This is a genomic window from Desulfurella multipotens (assembly GCF_900101285.1).
Lineage (GTDB): Bacteria > Campylobacterota_A > Desulfurellia > Desulfurellales > Desulfurellaceae > Desulfurella > Desulfurella acetivorans.
In genome coordinates, this window is sequence record NZ_FMYU01000009.1 from 72,596 (window position 1) to 87,365 (window position 14,770).

General features: G+C 32.5%; 17 protein-coding genes. 16 read left to right on the forward strand and 1 reads right to left on the reverse strand.

From position 1 onward, the window contains the following. The first annotated feature begins 4 nt into the window (after positions 1-4). The 11 genes from BLQ93_RS06985 to ruvB are packed head-to-tail and all read left to right on the forward strand — an operon-like array spanning position 5 to position 9,421. Positions 5-454: a CoA-binding protein gene (locus tag BLQ93_RS06985; RefSeq protein WP_025391189.1), complete on the forward strand. Its 450-nt coding sequence runs from the start codon at positions 5-7 to the stop codon at positions 452-454. Further along, complete coding sequence (locus BLQ93_RS06990; protein WP_092129200.1) at positions 451-1,308, forward strand: ROK family protein; 858 nt, start codon at positions 451-453, stop codon at positions 1,306-1,308. The genes BLQ93_RS06985 and BLQ93_RS06990 overlap by 4 nt, the downstream gene beginning before the upstream one ends. After that, positions 1,301-2,551: a UDP-N-acetylglucosamine 1-carboxyvinyltransferase gene (gene murA / locus BLQ93_RS06995; protein WP_025391187.1), complete on the forward strand. Its 1,251-nt coding sequence runs from the start codon at positions 1,301-1,303 to the stop codon at positions 2,549-2,551. The genes BLQ93_RS06990 and murA overlap by 8 nt, the downstream gene beginning before the upstream one ends. Next, positions 2,548-3,159, forward strand: coding sequence for an ATP phosphoribosyltransferase (hisG, locus tag BLQ93_RS07000; protein ID WP_025391186.1), 612 nt, complete (start codon positions 2,548-2,550; stop codon positions 3,157-3,159). Before murA ends, hisG begins: the two co-directional genes overlap by 4 nt. Then, entirely contained in the window at positions 3,160-3,813 is a 654-nt protein-coding gene (locus tag BLQ93_RS07005) for a uracil-DNA glycosylase (protein ID WP_025391185.1), read from the forward strand. Then, the gene (gene aroB, locus BLQ93_RS07010; RefSeq protein ID WP_025391184.1) at positions 3,814-4,896 is read left to right on the forward strand and encodes a 3-dehydroquinate synthase; all 1,083 of its coding nucleotides are present in this window, start codon (positions 3,814-3,816) and stop codon (positions 4,894-4,896) included. Next, positions 4,893-5,639: a tetratricopeptide repeat protein gene (locus BLQ93_RS07015; RefSeq protein ID WP_025391183.1), complete on the forward strand. Its 747-nt coding sequence runs from the start codon at positions 4,893-4,895 to the stop codon at positions 5,637-5,639. Before aroB ends, BLQ93_RS07015 begins: the two co-directional genes overlap by 4 nt. Beyond that, entirely contained in the window at positions 5,626-6,201 is a 576-nt protein-coding gene (locus tag BLQ93_RS07020) for a hypothetical protein (protein ID WP_092129202.1), read from the forward strand. The genes BLQ93_RS07015 and BLQ93_RS07020 overlap by 14 nt, the downstream gene beginning before the upstream one ends. Positions 6,202-6,218: 17 nt before the next feature. Beyond that, a complete protein-coding gene (locus BLQ93_RS07025) occupies positions 6,219-7,073 on the forward strand; it encodes a sulfide/dihydroorotate dehydrogenase-like FAD/NAD-binding protein (protein ID WP_092129204.1) in 855 nt (284 codons plus the stop codon). After that, entirely contained in the window at positions 7,066-8,475 is a 1,410-nt protein-coding gene (gltA, locus tag BLQ93_RS07030) for an NADPH-dependent glutamate synthase (protein ID WP_092129206.1), read from the forward strand. Before BLQ93_RS07025 ends, gltA begins: the two co-directional genes overlap by 8 nt. Beyond that, a complete protein-coding gene (gene ruvB / locus BLQ93_RS07035) occupies positions 8,453-9,421 on the forward strand; it encodes a Holliday junction branch migration DNA helicase RuvB (protein ID WP_038572143.1) in 969 nt (322 codons plus the stop codon). The genes gltA and ruvB overlap by 23 nt, the downstream gene beginning before the upstream one ends. On the opposite strand, the gene pseC is transcribed toward ruvB, so the two are convergent. Then, positions 9,418-10,569, reverse strand: a complete 1,152-nt coding sequence (gene pseC / locus BLQ93_RS07040; protein WP_025391178.1) for a UDP-4-amino-4,6-dideoxy-N-acetyl-beta-L-altrosamine transaminase — start codon at positions 10,567-10,569, stop codon at positions 9,418-9,420. The two genes, ruvB and pseC, sit on opposite strands and share 4 nt — an antisense overlap. Positions 10,570-10,692: 123 nt before the next feature. Between pseC and BLQ93_RS07045 the strand changes: the two genes are divergently transcribed. The 5 genes from BLQ93_RS07045 to pstS all read left to right on the forward strand — a co-directional run. After that, positions 10,693-11,352 carry a Crp/Fnr family transcriptional regulator gene (locus BLQ93_RS07045; RefSeq protein ID WP_025391177.1) on the forward strand — a complete coding sequence of 220 codons (660 nt, stop codon included), beginning with the start codon at positions 10,693-10,695 and terminating at the stop codon, positions 11,350-11,352. Between the two features lie 29 nt (positions 11,353-11,381). After that, on the forward strand, positions 11,382-11,732 hold the full coding sequence (locus BLQ93_RS07050) for a hypothetical protein (RefSeq protein ID WP_143338716.1): 351 nt from the start codon (positions 11,382-11,384) through the stop codon (positions 11,730-11,732). After that, entirely contained in the window at positions 11,707-12,354 is a 648-nt protein-coding gene (locus tag BLQ93_RS07055) for a response regulator transcription factor (RefSeq protein WP_092129210.1), read from the forward strand. The genes BLQ93_RS07050 and BLQ93_RS07055 overlap by 26 nt, the downstream gene beginning before the upstream one ends. After that, positions 12,351-13,469: a sensor histidine kinase gene (locus tag BLQ93_RS07060; protein WP_092129212.1), complete on the forward strand. Its 1,119-nt coding sequence runs from the start codon at positions 12,351-12,353 to the stop codon at positions 13,467-13,469. The genes BLQ93_RS07055 and BLQ93_RS07060 overlap by 4 nt, the downstream gene beginning before the upstream one ends. Before the next feature lie 356 nt (positions 13,470-13,825). Continuing rightward, positions 13,826-14,770 (forward strand): phosphate ABC transporter substrate-binding protein PstS (gene pstS / locus BLQ93_RS07065; protein WP_092129214.1); only part of this gene is annotated, 945 nt, incomplete at its 3' end.

Sequence of the window (14,770 nt, forward strand, 5' to 3'; positions counted from 1 at the left end):
AAAAATGGAAAGTTGTAGATTAGGCTTTGGTGAGATATCAAAAGAAGATGAAGAAATAGTAAAAGAAATTCTAAAAATGAAAACAATAGCTGTGGTTGGTTTATCACCAAAACCAGATAGACCAAGTTTTGATGTTGCTCAATACATGCAAAGCAAAGGCTACAAAATCGTACCAGTAAGACCAGGCGTGAGTGAAATATTGGGAGAAAAATGCTATGCAAGATTAGAAGACATACCATTTGAAGTAGATGTTGTAGATATTTTTAGAAATGCCAAAGATTGTCCAGCTGTCGTTGAATCTGCCCTAAAGATAAAACCCAAAGCAATATGGCTTCAGGAAGACATTATAAGCCCTGAATCCAAAAAAATGACCGAAGGTACAGGAATTTTATTTATAATGGATTACTGCCTAAAAAAAGCTTATCAAAAATATATTGAAGGAACGCTTCGTTGACTTTGTGCTTTGACATCGGTGGAACACGTATAAAATACGCAATAATTGACAAGTTGTACAATATAGAAGAAGTAAATACCATACAAACACCAAAAAATATATACGATTTTAAAAACGAAATATTTAGTATTATACAAAAAAATAAATTAGAACGTATAGGGTTTTGTGTAGCTGGTATAGTTGATTATATGTCTAAAAAGATCTTATACTCACCTAACATGTTATTTTTAAACGATTTTTCATTTAAAGAATTCCAAAAACCAAATACACATATTGAAGTAGAAAATGATGCAAATGCAGCTTGTCTAAATTCTTATAGGAAACACAAAATACCAAATATGATACACTTAACATTGGGAACAGGCCTGGGTGGTGGAGCAATAGTTAATGGCAAACTCCTTAAAAGCTCTATAAGTGTTTTTGAAGTAGGCCACATAAGCGCCACAATAAATGGCAAACGATGCGGGTGTAATAATAGAGGCTGCATAGAAAAATACACTGGAATAGAAAACATACTTAATTTTGCTAAAAAAAATGATGTAGACAAGCCACTTGAATACATTTTTTCCAATTACACACAAAATAAAACCTACAAACGCATAGTAGATAGGTTTGCACAATACTTAGGCATTGTGGTAGCGGATCTTATAAATATTTTTGGAAGTGATCTTGTTGTATTTAGCGGCGGCATTGCAAATAATTTTGATGCTTTTATTCAAACGCTAAAAAAAACTGTTCAAAGACGATCTTTTGTATACAGAATAAAACCTTGTGAATTTGCAGTTGATGAAAACCCTTCATTTGCTGGTTTGCTTGGGGTTGCAAGTATATTTAATGAGGGATTGTATGGATAAATTTGTTATAGAAGGCTCAAAAACCTTGCATGGTAGTGTTGAAATAAGCGGATCAAAAAATGCAGCACTACCCATTATAGCAGCAACAATACTATGTAGTAAGCCCTGTAGTATACGTAATGTGCCGGATCTAGCTGATATTAATACAATGCTTAAATTGCTTGAAAATATGGGCTGTCAGTATAGCTTTGAAAATAACACACTACATATTGACTGTTCAAGCTTAAAATCCACGAAAGCTGAGTATGAGCTTGTGCGCAAGATGCGAGCTTCAATTTTAGTACTAGGACCTCTTGTAACAAAATACAATAAAGCTATTGTCTCTTTGCCTGGTGGATGTGCAATTGGCGTTAGACCTGTCAACTTACACATTGAAGCTTTAAAAGCAATGGGAGCAAAAATAAATATTGAACAAGGCTATATTCATGCAAGTGCAAAAAAACTTAAAGGAACAGATATTTATCTTGATACACCAACTGTTACTGGTACAGAAAATATAATGATGGCAGCTACGCTATCTGATGGTAAAACAACAATATACAATGCAGCCAAAGAACCAGAAGTAGTTGATTTAGCAAATTTTTTAAACAAATGTGGTGCAAAAATTACAGGTGCTGGCAGCTCAACTATAGAAATTACAGGCGTAGAAAATCTTGATGGATGCGACTATGAAGTAATGCCAGACCGTATCGAAGCAGGCACTTTTATGTGTATAGCGCATGCTACAAAATCAACTCTAACTATTAAAAATGCGCCAGTTTACTGCATGCATGCTATTATCGACAAAATTAAAGAAGCGGGTGCTCAAGTACAAATAAATGACAATACAATAGTCATTTCTCACTCAAAGTTTTTACCTGTTAACATTAAAACATTTGCCTACCCAGGGTTTCCAACGGACATGCAAGCTCAGTTTACTGCTATGCTAACACTTGCAAGTGGCACAAGTATAATAGAAGAAACAATATTTGAAAACCGTTTTCAACATGTAGCTGAACTTAACCGAATGGGCGCAAATATCTCAATAAGTGGCAATAAAGCAATTGTAGTTGGTGTTAAAAAACTTTATGGAGCTCCCGTAATGGCAACAGATTTAAGAGCAAGCGCAAGTCTTGTAATAGCAGCTTTAGCTGCAGAAAATACAACGGAGATTTTACGTATTTATCATCTGGATAGAGGATACGAACATTTGGATAAAAAATTACAAGTACTTGGTGCAAGAATTAAGAGGCTACCACAGTGAAACAGTTAACAATTGCTCTTGCAAAAGGGCGCTTAATGGATGAAACGATTGAGCTTTTCAAAAATAAAGGCATTCCAATAGATTACGATGAAAAAAGTAGAAGATTAATTTTTGAAAGCTCTGACAAAACATTTAGATTTTTGATTGTGAGAGCTCAAGATGTAGCTACATATGTAGAAGGAAACGGCGCTGATTTAGGAGTTGCCGGTATAGATGTATTGATAGAAAACAAAAAAGATGTATTCGAGCTTATGGATTTAGGTATAGGAAAATGCAGTGTCGTTGTAGCAGGCAAAAGTCCTAATTATCCAGACACCCCTACACAACTAAAAGTTGCTACAAAATTTGTAAATATAACGGATGAATTTTTTGCAAAAAAAGGTATGGCTATTGAAATTATTAAACTTTACGGATCAATTGAACTCGCAGGTGTTATTGGGCTTGCAGATTGCATTGTTGACATTGTTTCAACAGGACAAACTTTAAAAGAAAATGGTTTGCATATTATAGAAAAAATTATGGACTCAAGCGCTTTTTTAATTTCAAACCGTGTCAGTTACTACACAAAAAACAAAGAAATAACTAATCTTCTTGAATTATTAAAGTAAATGAAAGAAAATCAATTGAGTAACATTTTAAATTTTTATAAAGATTTAGGTGTTGAATATTTGAATATCAAATTTAAAAAAACCACTGAAACACAAAAAAATGTGGAAGCTGAACTTGAAAAATTAAAAAAAGCCGTAGAAAACTGCAAAGCTTGTGACCTACATAAAACAAAAAAAAACTATGTTTTTGGCGATGGAAACCCAAATGCCCAATTGATGTTTATCGGTGAAGCACCTGGCGCAAGTGAAGATGAGCAGGGTTTACCTTTTGTTGGTAGAGCTGGACAGCTATTGAATGAATTATTAAAAGAAGTAGGTATTGCGCGAAAAGATGTTTACATAGCAAATTGCTTAAAATGCAGGCCTCCAAATAATAGGGATCCTCAAGAAAATGAGTTAAAAGCCTGTAGGCCATTTTTGGATAAACAAATGGAATTAATAAAACCAAAAGTTATTATTACATTAGGAAGATTTGCTTTAATGCAAATTTTGGGAAACGATAAAAAAATCACACAAACAAGGGGCTTAATATTTGACAAAAAAACATACATAGCAATCCCTACCTATCACCCTGCCTACCTATTAAGAAATCCAAAAGCCATAGAAATTTTTTTAAATGATCTAAAAACAGCAAAGCAGTACTTAGGAGGCTAAATGAATCAGATAATAACGGTAAATGCATCTCAAAGCTATAATATTAATGTAAGTTACGATAACCTAAACGATTTAGTTAATTTTTTAAAAAATTCAAATTTTGTAAGAAAAATTTTTATTATTTCAGATACAACTGTATGTAGATTACATTTACAAACCCTTTTGTCATATATAGAACAAACCAATTTTGTATACTCAGTATATTGCTTTGAGCCTGGAGAACAAAGCAAAAGTAAAGAAGTGTTATTTGACATATATGATTTTTTAATAGAAAACAATGCAGATAGAAAAACCCCTTTATTGGCATTTGGTGGTGGAGTGGTAGGTGATATAGCTTCATTTGCCGCAAGCACATTTATGCGTGGTATACCCCTCATTCATGTGCCTACTACTATTGTGTCTCAAACAGATAGTTCAATTGGAGGAAAAACAGCTATAAATCATGCAAAGGGTAAAAACCTAATTGGCACTTTCTATCAGCCAAATGCTGTATTTATTGATACAAAATTCTTGGATACCCTAAGTGATGAAGAATTTTTTAATGCTTTTTCTGAAATTATAAAATATGGTATTATAATGGATAAACAGCTTTTTGAATTCCTAGAAACTTACATTGATGATATTTTAAAAAGAAACTATAAAACTATAACGAAAATTATTTATGATTGTGCAAAAAATAAAAGCATAATTATACAAAAAGATGAAAAAGAATTAGGTCTTAGGGCAATATTAAACTTTGGTCATACACTTGGACATGCAATTGAAGCTTTTTTTGAGTATAAAAAATACACTCACTCACAAGCAGTATCAATAGGTGAAGTATTTGCTGCAAAACTTTCTTATAAATTAGGTCTTATTGATGAAAAAACATTTTATAGAATTAAAAATTTGCTTGAAAAATTCAATCTTCCAACAAAAATAGATAAAATTGAACCAATCGAGCTTATAAATATTATGCAACATGATAAAAAATCCAAAGGCGGCATATTGGAATTTATATTGACAAAAGGGATAGGAGAGGCTATTATTGCAAACGACATAAATAATAGTCTACTTACAGAAACGATTAGAGAGTTACAATGAAAAGGCTTATCAAAAAAATTGAAAAGTACTATAAAACAAAGAAAACAAGCCTGTTTTTCTATCCTTTAGCATGTTTGCTTTATGAAAATGGTGCCAAAGAAGAAGCGTTTGATATACTAATAGAAGGCGTTTCTAAATTTCCTCATTATCTGCTTGCTTTAATTAAAATTGCACAAATTCTTATGGATGAAGAAAAATACGAAGCAGCAGAGAGCTATCTTGAAACAGTTTTACAGATTAATAATGCAAATGTACTTGCATTAGAACTACTAGCAAATGCGTACGAAAAACAAGGTAAAATCGAGCAAGCAATACAAACTTTAGAAAAATTACTTATACTTAATCCATCTTCTCAAATTAAATCCAGATTATTATCTCTTGCTAGTGTATATACGCCAAGCATAGAAAAAGTAAAAGAAATTGTCGAGCAAACCAATCCAAAACAGCAACAAGCACAAGAAAAAACCGAGGTTAGTGATGTTGTAATATTGGATGTTGATAAGATAGACAATGCTTTAGATGAGGAAAAACAATCTCTACTTGATAACAAAGAAGAACCAATAGTTTTTGAAGACATACCCACTATAGATTTAGAAGAAGATGATCAACTAAATATAGCAAAATTATATATCGAACAAGGCTATATTGAAGATGCTAAAAATCTATATAGAGAAATACTTGCAAGAAACCCTCAAAATACTCAAGCCAGAGAGGCTCTGGAGGCTTTAGATGAGAAAAATTAAATTTTTTTTTCCCGTATTAATGCTTATATTTATTGCTTCTTGTACACAGATGCAGCAGGTAGGTTTTAGAAGTTATGAAACAGAATTTTCAAAAAATTTAGATAAACAAACACAAGAAAAGAAACTCTACAGAGATTTTGAAACTATAGCTATAGCAAAAGTTACATACTTTAACTCAGCACTTGCAAACCAATACTACAATTATCTAAAACAACACAATGCAATTTCAAGCTCAAATGAAAAACTATACGAATCATTCGTTAACGAGTGTTCTAAAAATACAGTTTTTTGGGTTAATTTATATAGCTCAGATTATGAATCAAGCAATATATCAAGTAAAAACTCATTTTGGAATATTTATTTGGATTGCAACGGTGAAAAAATACAACCTTTAAAAATTGAGAAGGTCTCAAAAGATAGTCCTTTAAATGTCTGGCTATATTTAAAGCCAAAAAATTATTGGTCTAATAATTATATAGTGGAATTTAATAAAAGTTGTCTGAATAATTCTATTGATTTTAACATGGCTTCTATTGTTGGCAGTTTAGATTTTAAATTTTAGGTAAAGGAGGGTTTTTGATGTACAAAATTTTAAAAAAGCAAAAATGGAGCGATACTATCTATTCCAACTGGATAGAAGCTCCATTTGTTGCAAAAGCAGCCCAGCCTGGTCAGTTTATAATACTGATTACAAATCAAAAAGGCGAAAGAATCCCTTTGACAATTGCAGATTCAAACGCCAAGGAAGGTTGGGTTCAAATCGTTTATCAGGTTGTTGGAGCAAGCACATTAGAGCTTTCTTTAATGAACGAAGGTGATAGTTTATATGCTTTCGTTGGTCCTTTGGGTATACCATCTGAGGTAGAAAATTTTGGTGGTAAAGTGTTAATTATTGGGGGTGGCATAGGTATTGCACCAATACATCCAATTGCAAAAAAACTAAAAGAGCTTGGTAATTACGTAGTGTCTATTATAGGTGCACGCACAAAAGATCTAATTATAATGGAAGATAAGATGAGAGAAGCGTCAAATGAACTCCACATTGCTACAGATGACGGTACATATGGGCAAAAAGGTTTTGTAACAAACATTATGGATGATATATTAAAAAAAGAATCGGAAGCTATAAAAGATATATGGGCCATTGGACCGCCAATAATGATGAAAATGTGCACTCGTGTTGCGAATGAACATAACAAACAAATATGGGTTTCCCTAAACTCAATTATGGTAGATGGTACTGGTATGTGTGGTGCATGCAGGGTAAGTGTAGGTGGGAAAACAAAATTTGCATGCGTGGATGGTCCTGAATTTAGAGGTAACCTAGTTAATTTTGATGAAATGATGTTAAGACAAAAACAGTATTGTGATCAGGAAAGAGAAGCTTTAATGTTATTAGAAGAAAAAATAAGGAGGCAAGCTTCAAATGGCTGAAAAATTAAAACCTGCTGAAAGGCTTAAAAAAGATAGAGTTCCAATGAGAGCTCAAGAACCAGAAGAAAGAATAAATAATTTTCTTGAAGTGCCCTTTGGGTATTCTTTACAAGAAGCTATTGAGGAAGCTCAAAGATGTTTGCAATGCAAACCGCCCTACTGTGTAGCAGGATGCCCTGCAGATGTTAGAATACCTGAGTTTATTGAAAAAATAATAGAAGAAGATATAAAAGGCGCATTTTTAGAAATTAAAAAAACAAATGCTTTGCCAGCAGTATGTGGTAGAGTGTGCCCTCAAGAAGAACAATGCGAAGGTGCATGCATAATGAATAAAAAAGGCAAACCTATTGCTATTGGTAGACTTGAGCGCTATGTAGCAGATTGGGCAAGAGAACTTAATTATTCAGATGCTAAAAAAGCTTCTGTAAGGCTTAACAAAAAAGTAGCTATAGTAGGATCTGGACCAGCTGGTCTTGCGTGTGCATCAGACCTTGCAAAATTAGGCTATGATGTTACCATATACGAAGCACTTCATAAAGCAGGTGGTGTTCTTGTGTATGGTATACCTGAATTTAGATTGCCTAAAGCTATCGTAGATTATGAAGTGGATCAAATTAAAGAATTAGGAGTAGAAATAAATTTAAACTACGTAATTGGTTTAACTAAATCAGTAGATGAACTAATACAAGAATACGATGCCGTATTCTTAGCAAATGGAGCTGGAGCACCATCATTTTTAAATATTCCTGGTGAAAACTTAAATGGTGTTTATTCTGCAAGTGAGTTTTTAACTAGATCAAATCTAATGAAAGCCTATGAATTTCCAAATTATGCAACACCAATAAGAGTAGGCGAACGCGCAGTTGTGGTTGGTGGTGGCAATGTTGCTATGGATGCAGTTAGAACAGCCAAAAGACTTGGTGCAAAAGAAGCTATAATTGTTTATAGAAGAAGCAGAAAAGAAATGCCTGCACGAGCAGAAGAAATTGAACATGCCGAAGAAGAGGGTATAAAATTTGAACTGTTAACAAACCCAGTTAAAGTGTTAGGCGACGAATATGGAAATGTGGTAGGTATAGAGTGCGTTAGAATGGAGCTAGGCGAACCAGACGAATCAGGTAGAAGAAGACCAAAAGAAATTAAAGGTTCAAATTTTGTAATAGATACAGATACAGTTATTGTTGCAATTGGTCAAAGTGCAAACCCCATTGTAGCAAGAAGCGCAACAGGTGTAGAAACAAATAAATGGGGCTATTTTGTTGCTGATGAAAACGGTAAAACCACACACCCAAAAGTTTGGGCAGGCGGTGATATAGTAACTGGTGCAGCTACAGTTATTTTGGCAGTGGGCGCTGGTAAAAAAGCTGCTAAATCTATACATGAAACGCTTAGTAGACAGTGAAATTAATGTGTCTATAAGGCCAGAAAGGTTAAATGAGTACATAGGCCAAAAACATGTAGTTGAAAATTTGTCACTTGCAATAGCTGCAGCAAAAAAACGAAACGAACCCATAGAGCATTGTTTGCTCTATGGGCCTCCTGGCATAGGAAAAACCACGCTTGCACATATAATAGCCAAAGAAATGGGCTCAAATATAATAACAATAAGCGGTCCTTCTATAGAAAAAGTTGGAGATATTGCTGCAATATTAACGAGTTTGGATGATAAAGATGTGCTTTTTGTGGATGAAATACACAGGCTTAACCGTAATATTGAAGAAATGCTTTATTCAGCCCTTGAAGATTTTAAATTAGATATTGTCGTCGGACAAGGACCAGGTGCTAAAACACTTCGATTGGATCTTCCAAGGTTTACTTTCGTTGGGGCTACAACACGCATAGGGATGCTTACAAACCCACTACGAGACAGGTTTGGACTTATCTTAAGGCTTGATTATTATAGTTTAGATGAACTTGTTAGCATAATTAAACGTTCAAGTTTTGTTCTTAATATAAAAATTGATGATGAAAGTGCGCAAATTATTGCTCAGCGTTCACGTTCAACACCCCGTATAGCAAATAAAATCCTAAGGCGTGTAAGAGATTTAGCTCAAGTTAAGCAAATAGATAAAATTACAAAGAGTATCGCTCAAGAAGCGTTAGAAATTATAAATATTGATGAAAATGGCTTGGATTATCTGGATAAAAAATATCTAGATATTATAAATAATGTATTCAATGGCGGACCTGTAGGTATCGAAACGCTTGCATCAAGTTTAGGCGAAGATAAAAAAACACTTGAAGAAGTTGTAGAACCATATCTATTACAATGCGGGTATATAAAAAAAACACCAAAAGGTCGCGTTGCCGTAAATCAAGCATTAATTGAAAAATCTACATTATTCTAGGACAGTATTTCGGATTTTAAAGCATCAATAACAAATTTTTGATCTTGCTCAGTTAAACCCACAAATAAAGGAATTGATAAACACTGATTATAGTATTCAAGCGCTTTAGGTGTAGAATGAGGGTTATATCCCATATTTTGGTAGAAAGGCTGAGCATTTATTGGTATATAATGCGTTTGAAGATGTATACCTTTTGATTTTAATGATTTCATTATAGAGGATCTATTTTTACCAAGTTCTTTAAAATTAACCCTTACAACATAAAGATGATAAGAACTTTCAGCATTTGTATGTAATGGTTTTATTTGTGTATCTACAAAAGCTGCATCATAGATTTTTGCAAGCTTTCGTCTAGTTTCTAAAAAGAAATCTATTTTTTTCAGTTGAGATAAACCAAGGGCACTATGGACATCACTAAGCCTATAATTAAAACCCAGATCCTGCATTTCAAAATACAAAGGATTATCATCATCTTTATAAATAAACTCATTTTTATTTCTTACAATACCGTGATTTCTAAGCATCAAAGCCTTTTTTGCAATATAATCATTATTGGTTACAATACAACCACCTTCAGCACTTGTTATGCTTTTTACTGGATGAAAGGATAAAGTTGCAACATCGCAAAATTTACAATCACCTGCCTTGTAGTTTTTCCACGTTGCACCAAGCGAGTGGGCACAATCCTCTAATATTTTTACACCGTATTTTTCTTTCAAATATATTAACCCTTCTGGATCAATCATATTTCCTGCAAAATCCACGGCAAAAATTGCCTTTATAGAATTGCCTTTTTTTAATATATCTTCACATAAGTTTAAATCGATATTGGCATGAGCATCTACATCAACAAAAATAGGTATAGCGCCTGCGTAAACTATCGCGTTTGAGGTAGCCAAAAATGAGTTTGGAGTTGTAAGAACCTTATCACCTTTATTAAGTAAACTCAATGCAGCTATATGTAAACTAGCTGTACCGCTTGATACACATACAGCATGTTTTACATTTAAATATTTCTTTATTGCTTCTTCAAACTCATCTACCTTTGGGCCGGTTGTTAAAAAATCACTTTTTAAAACCTCGATAACCGAATTTATATCATCTTGATCAATATATTGCCTAGAATAACCAATTGTTTTTTGATACATAAAAACCCCTTTTTTAATAGTGCATAAAAAGCTTTTCTATTATAAGCTTAAGTTTAAGTATTTTCAAGCTTTATATTAAGAATTTATTGACATAAAATACATTTTTGACTATTGTAATGTTGTATGGATACAAAAGAAAAAAAATTGATACAATTAATATTTAAATCAATTTTTGGCATAAACGATCCAAAAATCTTAGAGATGCTTGAAAAAACATGTACTATTGTTAAAAAACAAAAAGATGAAATACTTTTTAGACAATATCAAAAAGGCTCTATTATTTATTACTTGATTGATGGTAGAATAAAACTTTATAGATTAGACGAAAAAGGCAATGAGTGTGTTGTGCACTTTGTTAGAAACAATGAATTTTTTGCAGAAATTTTACTAACACAAGATGTATATCCAGTAAATGCTCAAATGCTTATGGATTCAATAATGATAGGCATAGATAAAAACATACTTTTATCGTTTCTAAAACCAAACCCGGAGTTATCGCTTCATATAATATACTTGTTTTCGCAGCGCATAAATTACCTAGTTGATACACTTGAACGTTTATCTACACAAAATGCCAAAGAAAGATTTCTAAATTATCTAAATTACCTAAAAAGAACACAAAAATCAAATACAATTGTGCTGGATCTACCAAAACAGGAGCTTGCTTTACTTCTTGGTATGAGCAAAGAAACATTCTCAAGAATTGAAAAACAACTTATTCAAGAAGGTATAATTTGCGTAAAAAACAAACAAATAGATATATTAAAACAAATTTTACCTTGAATTTACCTTGCAGGATTAAAAGATTAACAATGTGGTTAAAAAAATTTTTTGTAGTTTTATTTAGCTTATTTTTATTTTCAAACGCTTTTGGAAAAGATTTCAAAAAAGTAGAGCCATCATATAAATCTATGTGTATTTCTTACTTACACACGGCTAAAGAAATGAGAAAAAGCCCACTGGTTACTAAGTTTGCCAGCAATCCAGAATATAAAAATCAATTAAATCTGGTTGATCAAAATATATCTCAGGCTCAAGAAAGCCTCTCACAAAATCAGTTTGAAGCTTGCTATTACAGATCAGTGAGTGCAATACTATTGATGAAAAGCTTATCAAACATACAAAAAGCAAAAAAACATGAAAATCCTACTTTTGGAAGATGACAAAACGCTTGGAAAAGCGTTAAAAGAGTTGCTTGAACAAAATGGCTTTGAAACAGAATGGATAACTGAATTAGACGACTTTTCTCTATTTGCAAAAACGCGTACTTATGATTTATTTATAATGGATAGAGCTATTAAAAATAAAGATTCCATATATACTCTAAAAGAATTAAGAAAAACTATATCAACACCAGCTATTTTTTTAACCGTAAAGAGCTCATTGAGTGATAAATTAGAAGGTTTTGAGGCTCAAATAGACGATTATATTACAAAACCTTTCTACAAAGAAGAATTGCTTGCTCGAATAAGAGCTATTGCAAATAGAAACATGCCAAAAGGTATACTAAAAGTTAAAAATATAGAGATTGACACACAAAAACACGTGGTTTATATAGACTCAAATCCTATAGAAAATCTAACCCAAAAAGAATTTATGTTACTTGAGTATTTAGTGCGCAACAAAAATAAGGTTGTAAAAACAGATAGCTTAATAGATTATATATGGAATGAAGATGGCAGTATAGAAACACTTAAATCGCATATATATAGCCTTAGAAAAAAACTTTCAGACAAAGATTTAATTAAGACCATCAAAGGATATGGCTATAAAATAGATGAATGAATAAATACATACAAAAATTCATTAACAATATTATACTTTTGCATACATTGCTAGTTTTCATAATGCTTGTTTTTTTTGATTGTATTTTGTCTTATCAAAGATACTTAGATCTTCAAAAAACCAGAGAAAATTTAGCAAAAAGGGTAATTGAAAATATTGAGCTTTCAATTAAAACAACAGGTATATATCAAAGTAAGCCTCAAGATATTTTTTATTTGATAATTGATAATAAAAATAAAGTAATGAGCTCAAATGTAAGCATAAATAAAGATTTAATTGAAAAAATTATACAATCAAAAGAAAAAAAATTTCAATTTGCTGGACTTGCTTTTAGAAAAATAAGCTTTGAAGACGCTACGCTTGGACATATTCAAATTATAGCAGCATATTCACTTAATGAAATTTATAAAAATATTGCTTATTTTTTTGGCATTGCATTGGTAATATCTTTATTTATTGTAGCACTTTATCATAGAATAAGCTATGTCTTATCGCAAAAGTGGTCTACACCGCTTTTGTCTTTATATAAAACAACAGAAGAATTTTTAGACACAGTGGCCCACGAAGTTTTAACGCCACTTGCATATATTAGCTTAATAAGCGAAGATGAGCGTATTAAACATAGTATTGATCGTATAAAAAACATATTAAATGGTATACTAGAAATAAAAAAATTTGATGTAACAAAACAGGAGGGAAAATCTGAAATCAACATAAAAATTCTAATAGACACGATTTTACAAGAATTAAATTTCGCACTTAATTTAAAAGATATACGACTAAAACTTAATATTGAGGACGCAAAAATCACGACATATCAAAATATATTTTATATTCTTTTGCGTAATTTAATAGACAACGCTATTAAATATAATATAGAAGGTGGTATTCTTCTGATAGAATCTAACCTTGGAGATAAGCATTTATATCTTAAAGTAGAAAACAACTATCAACAAAGTGATACAGATATAAACTCTCAAGCGCTACATTTTGGCAAAGGCCTTGGGCTTTACTTAGTCTACAAAACCCTTAATATTTTAAATGGTGATATTGAGATTACTACAACAAAAAACACATTTAGAGCCACTGTAAAATTACCATTCTACTTTTCTTAATAGCATTTATCCATTTAAAACTCATGCAATTCTCACTGGACTTTTTGCATTCTTTTAATTTGTCTTTACCTTAATTTTATAAGCTTTTTGTGGTTTTAGAACCAAAAGTCCATTATATCATATTAATTACATAATTTAATAGATTTTTTAACATTTATAACATTTATTTTACAATACCTTGATGAATTTTTAACACAGCATCTTGTAATATGTACTAAAATTTTAGGGGGTGTTTGTGTGGAAAGCGATGTAACTCAAAAATCACCAAGGTGGTTATCGCGTGTTAAGGGTTTAAAAGAAAAAGCTGCAGTAAGTGTAGTTTTACATTAATTACTATTTTTTGGGAGGTTTTAGCAATGTTTAAAAAAGTAGCAAAGCTACTGTTACTTGGGGTTTTTGCGCTAAGTAGTCTTGCTTTTAGCCCGACACGATCGTATGCATGGTTTTCAATTAACGGAGCAGGTTCTACGTTTGCTTATCCAGTTTACACAAAGTGGGCTTATGAGTTTGAAAGGGCAACGGGTAATAAAGTGAATTATCAAGGTGTAGGCTCAGGTGCAGGTATACAGGAAGTTAGCCAGGGCACGGTTGCTTTTGGTGGCACAGATATGTGTCTATCAAAAGAAGAATTGGAAAAGAAAGATTTGGTTCAGTTTCCTTCTATGGTAGGTGGTATTCTAATTGTGGTTAACATACCCGGCATTAAAAATAACGAATTAAAACTAAGCAACGCTGTCATACCAGAAATATTTATGGGGCAAATTAAATACTGGAATGATCCTCGTATAGAAAAAGACAATCCAGGGCTTAAACTTCCCCATCTACCAATCACAGTAGTCCATAGAGCGGATGGTTCTGGTACAAACTGGAATGTTACTTACTGGCTAAGTCAAATTAGCAAAACCTGGAATGAAAAAGTTCATTACGGCTTATCTGTAAACTGGCCAGTAGGCGTTGGCGGAAAAGGCAATATGGGTGTGTCAAACTATGTAAAGCAGATAAAAGGCTCGATTGGCTATGTTGAGTATGCATTCTGGCTACAAAATCATCTAACAAACGTAGAATTGCAAAACAAAGCAGGTAAATGGGTTATACCAAGCATAGCAGCCTTCAAAGAAGCTGCAGCAAAAGCACAGTGGGCTCCTCAAAACGGTTTTTGTCAATCTCTAGCATATCAGCCTGGTGTAAACACATGGCCTATAGTATCTGGCACATTTGTGCTTATTCCTAAAAAACCTACATTACCACACAAAGAAGCAGCTGAGTTTTTCAAATGGGGTTTTGCCCATGGTGACAAAGCT

Coding starts and splice junctions, on each gene's coding strand:
- BLQ93_RS06985 (WP_025391189.1), top strand. CDS start 5: ATGGAAAGTTGTAGATTAGGCTTTGGTGAGATATCAAAAGAAGATGAA.
- murA (WP_025391187.1), top strand. CDS start 1,301: ATGGATAAATTTGTTATAGAAGGCTCAAAAACCTTGCATGGTAGTGTT.
- BLQ93_RS07005 (WP_025391185.1), top strand. CDS start 3,160: ATGAAAGAAAATCAATTGAGTAACATTTTAAATTTTTATAAAGATTTA.
- aroB (WP_025391184.1), top strand. CDS start 3,814: ATGAATCAGATAATAACGGTAAATGCATCTCAAAGCTATAATATTAAT.
- BLQ93_RS07015 (WP_025391183.1), top strand. CDS start 4,893: ATGAAAAGGCTTATCAAAAAAATTGAAAAGTACTATAAAACAAAGAAA.
- BLQ93_RS07020 (WP_092129202.1), top strand. CDS start 5,626: ATGAGAAAAATTAAATTTTTTTTTCCCGTATTAATGCTTATATTTATT.
- BLQ93_RS07025 (WP_092129204.1), top strand. CDS start 6,219: ATGTACAAAATTTTAAAAAAGCAAAAATGGAGCGATACTATCTATTCC.
- gltA (WP_092129206.1), top strand. CDS start 7,066: ATGGCTGAAAAATTAAAACCTGCTGAAAGGCTTAAAAAAGATAGAGTT.
- ruvB (WP_038572143.1), top strand. CDS start 8,453: ATGAAACGCTTAGTAGACAGTGAAATTAATGTGTCTATAAGGCCAGAA.
- pseC (WP_025391178.1), bottom strand. CDS start 10,569: ATGTATCAAAAAACAATTGGTTATTCTAGGCAATATATTGATCAAGAT.
- BLQ93_RS07045 (WP_025391177.1), top strand. CDS start 10,693: ATGGATACAAAAGAAAAAAAATTGATACAATTAATATTTAAATCAATT.
- BLQ93_RS07050 (WP_143338716.1), top strand. CDS start 11,382: ATGTGGTTAAAAAAATTTTTTGTAGTTTTATTTAGCTTATTTTTATTT.
- BLQ93_RS07055 (WP_092129210.1), top strand. CDS start 11,707: ATGAAAATCCTACTTTTGGAAGATGACAAAACGCTTGGAAAAGCGTTA.
- BLQ93_RS07060 (WP_092129212.1), top strand. CDS start 12,351: ATGAATAAATACATACAAAAATTCATTAACAATATTATACTTTTGCAT.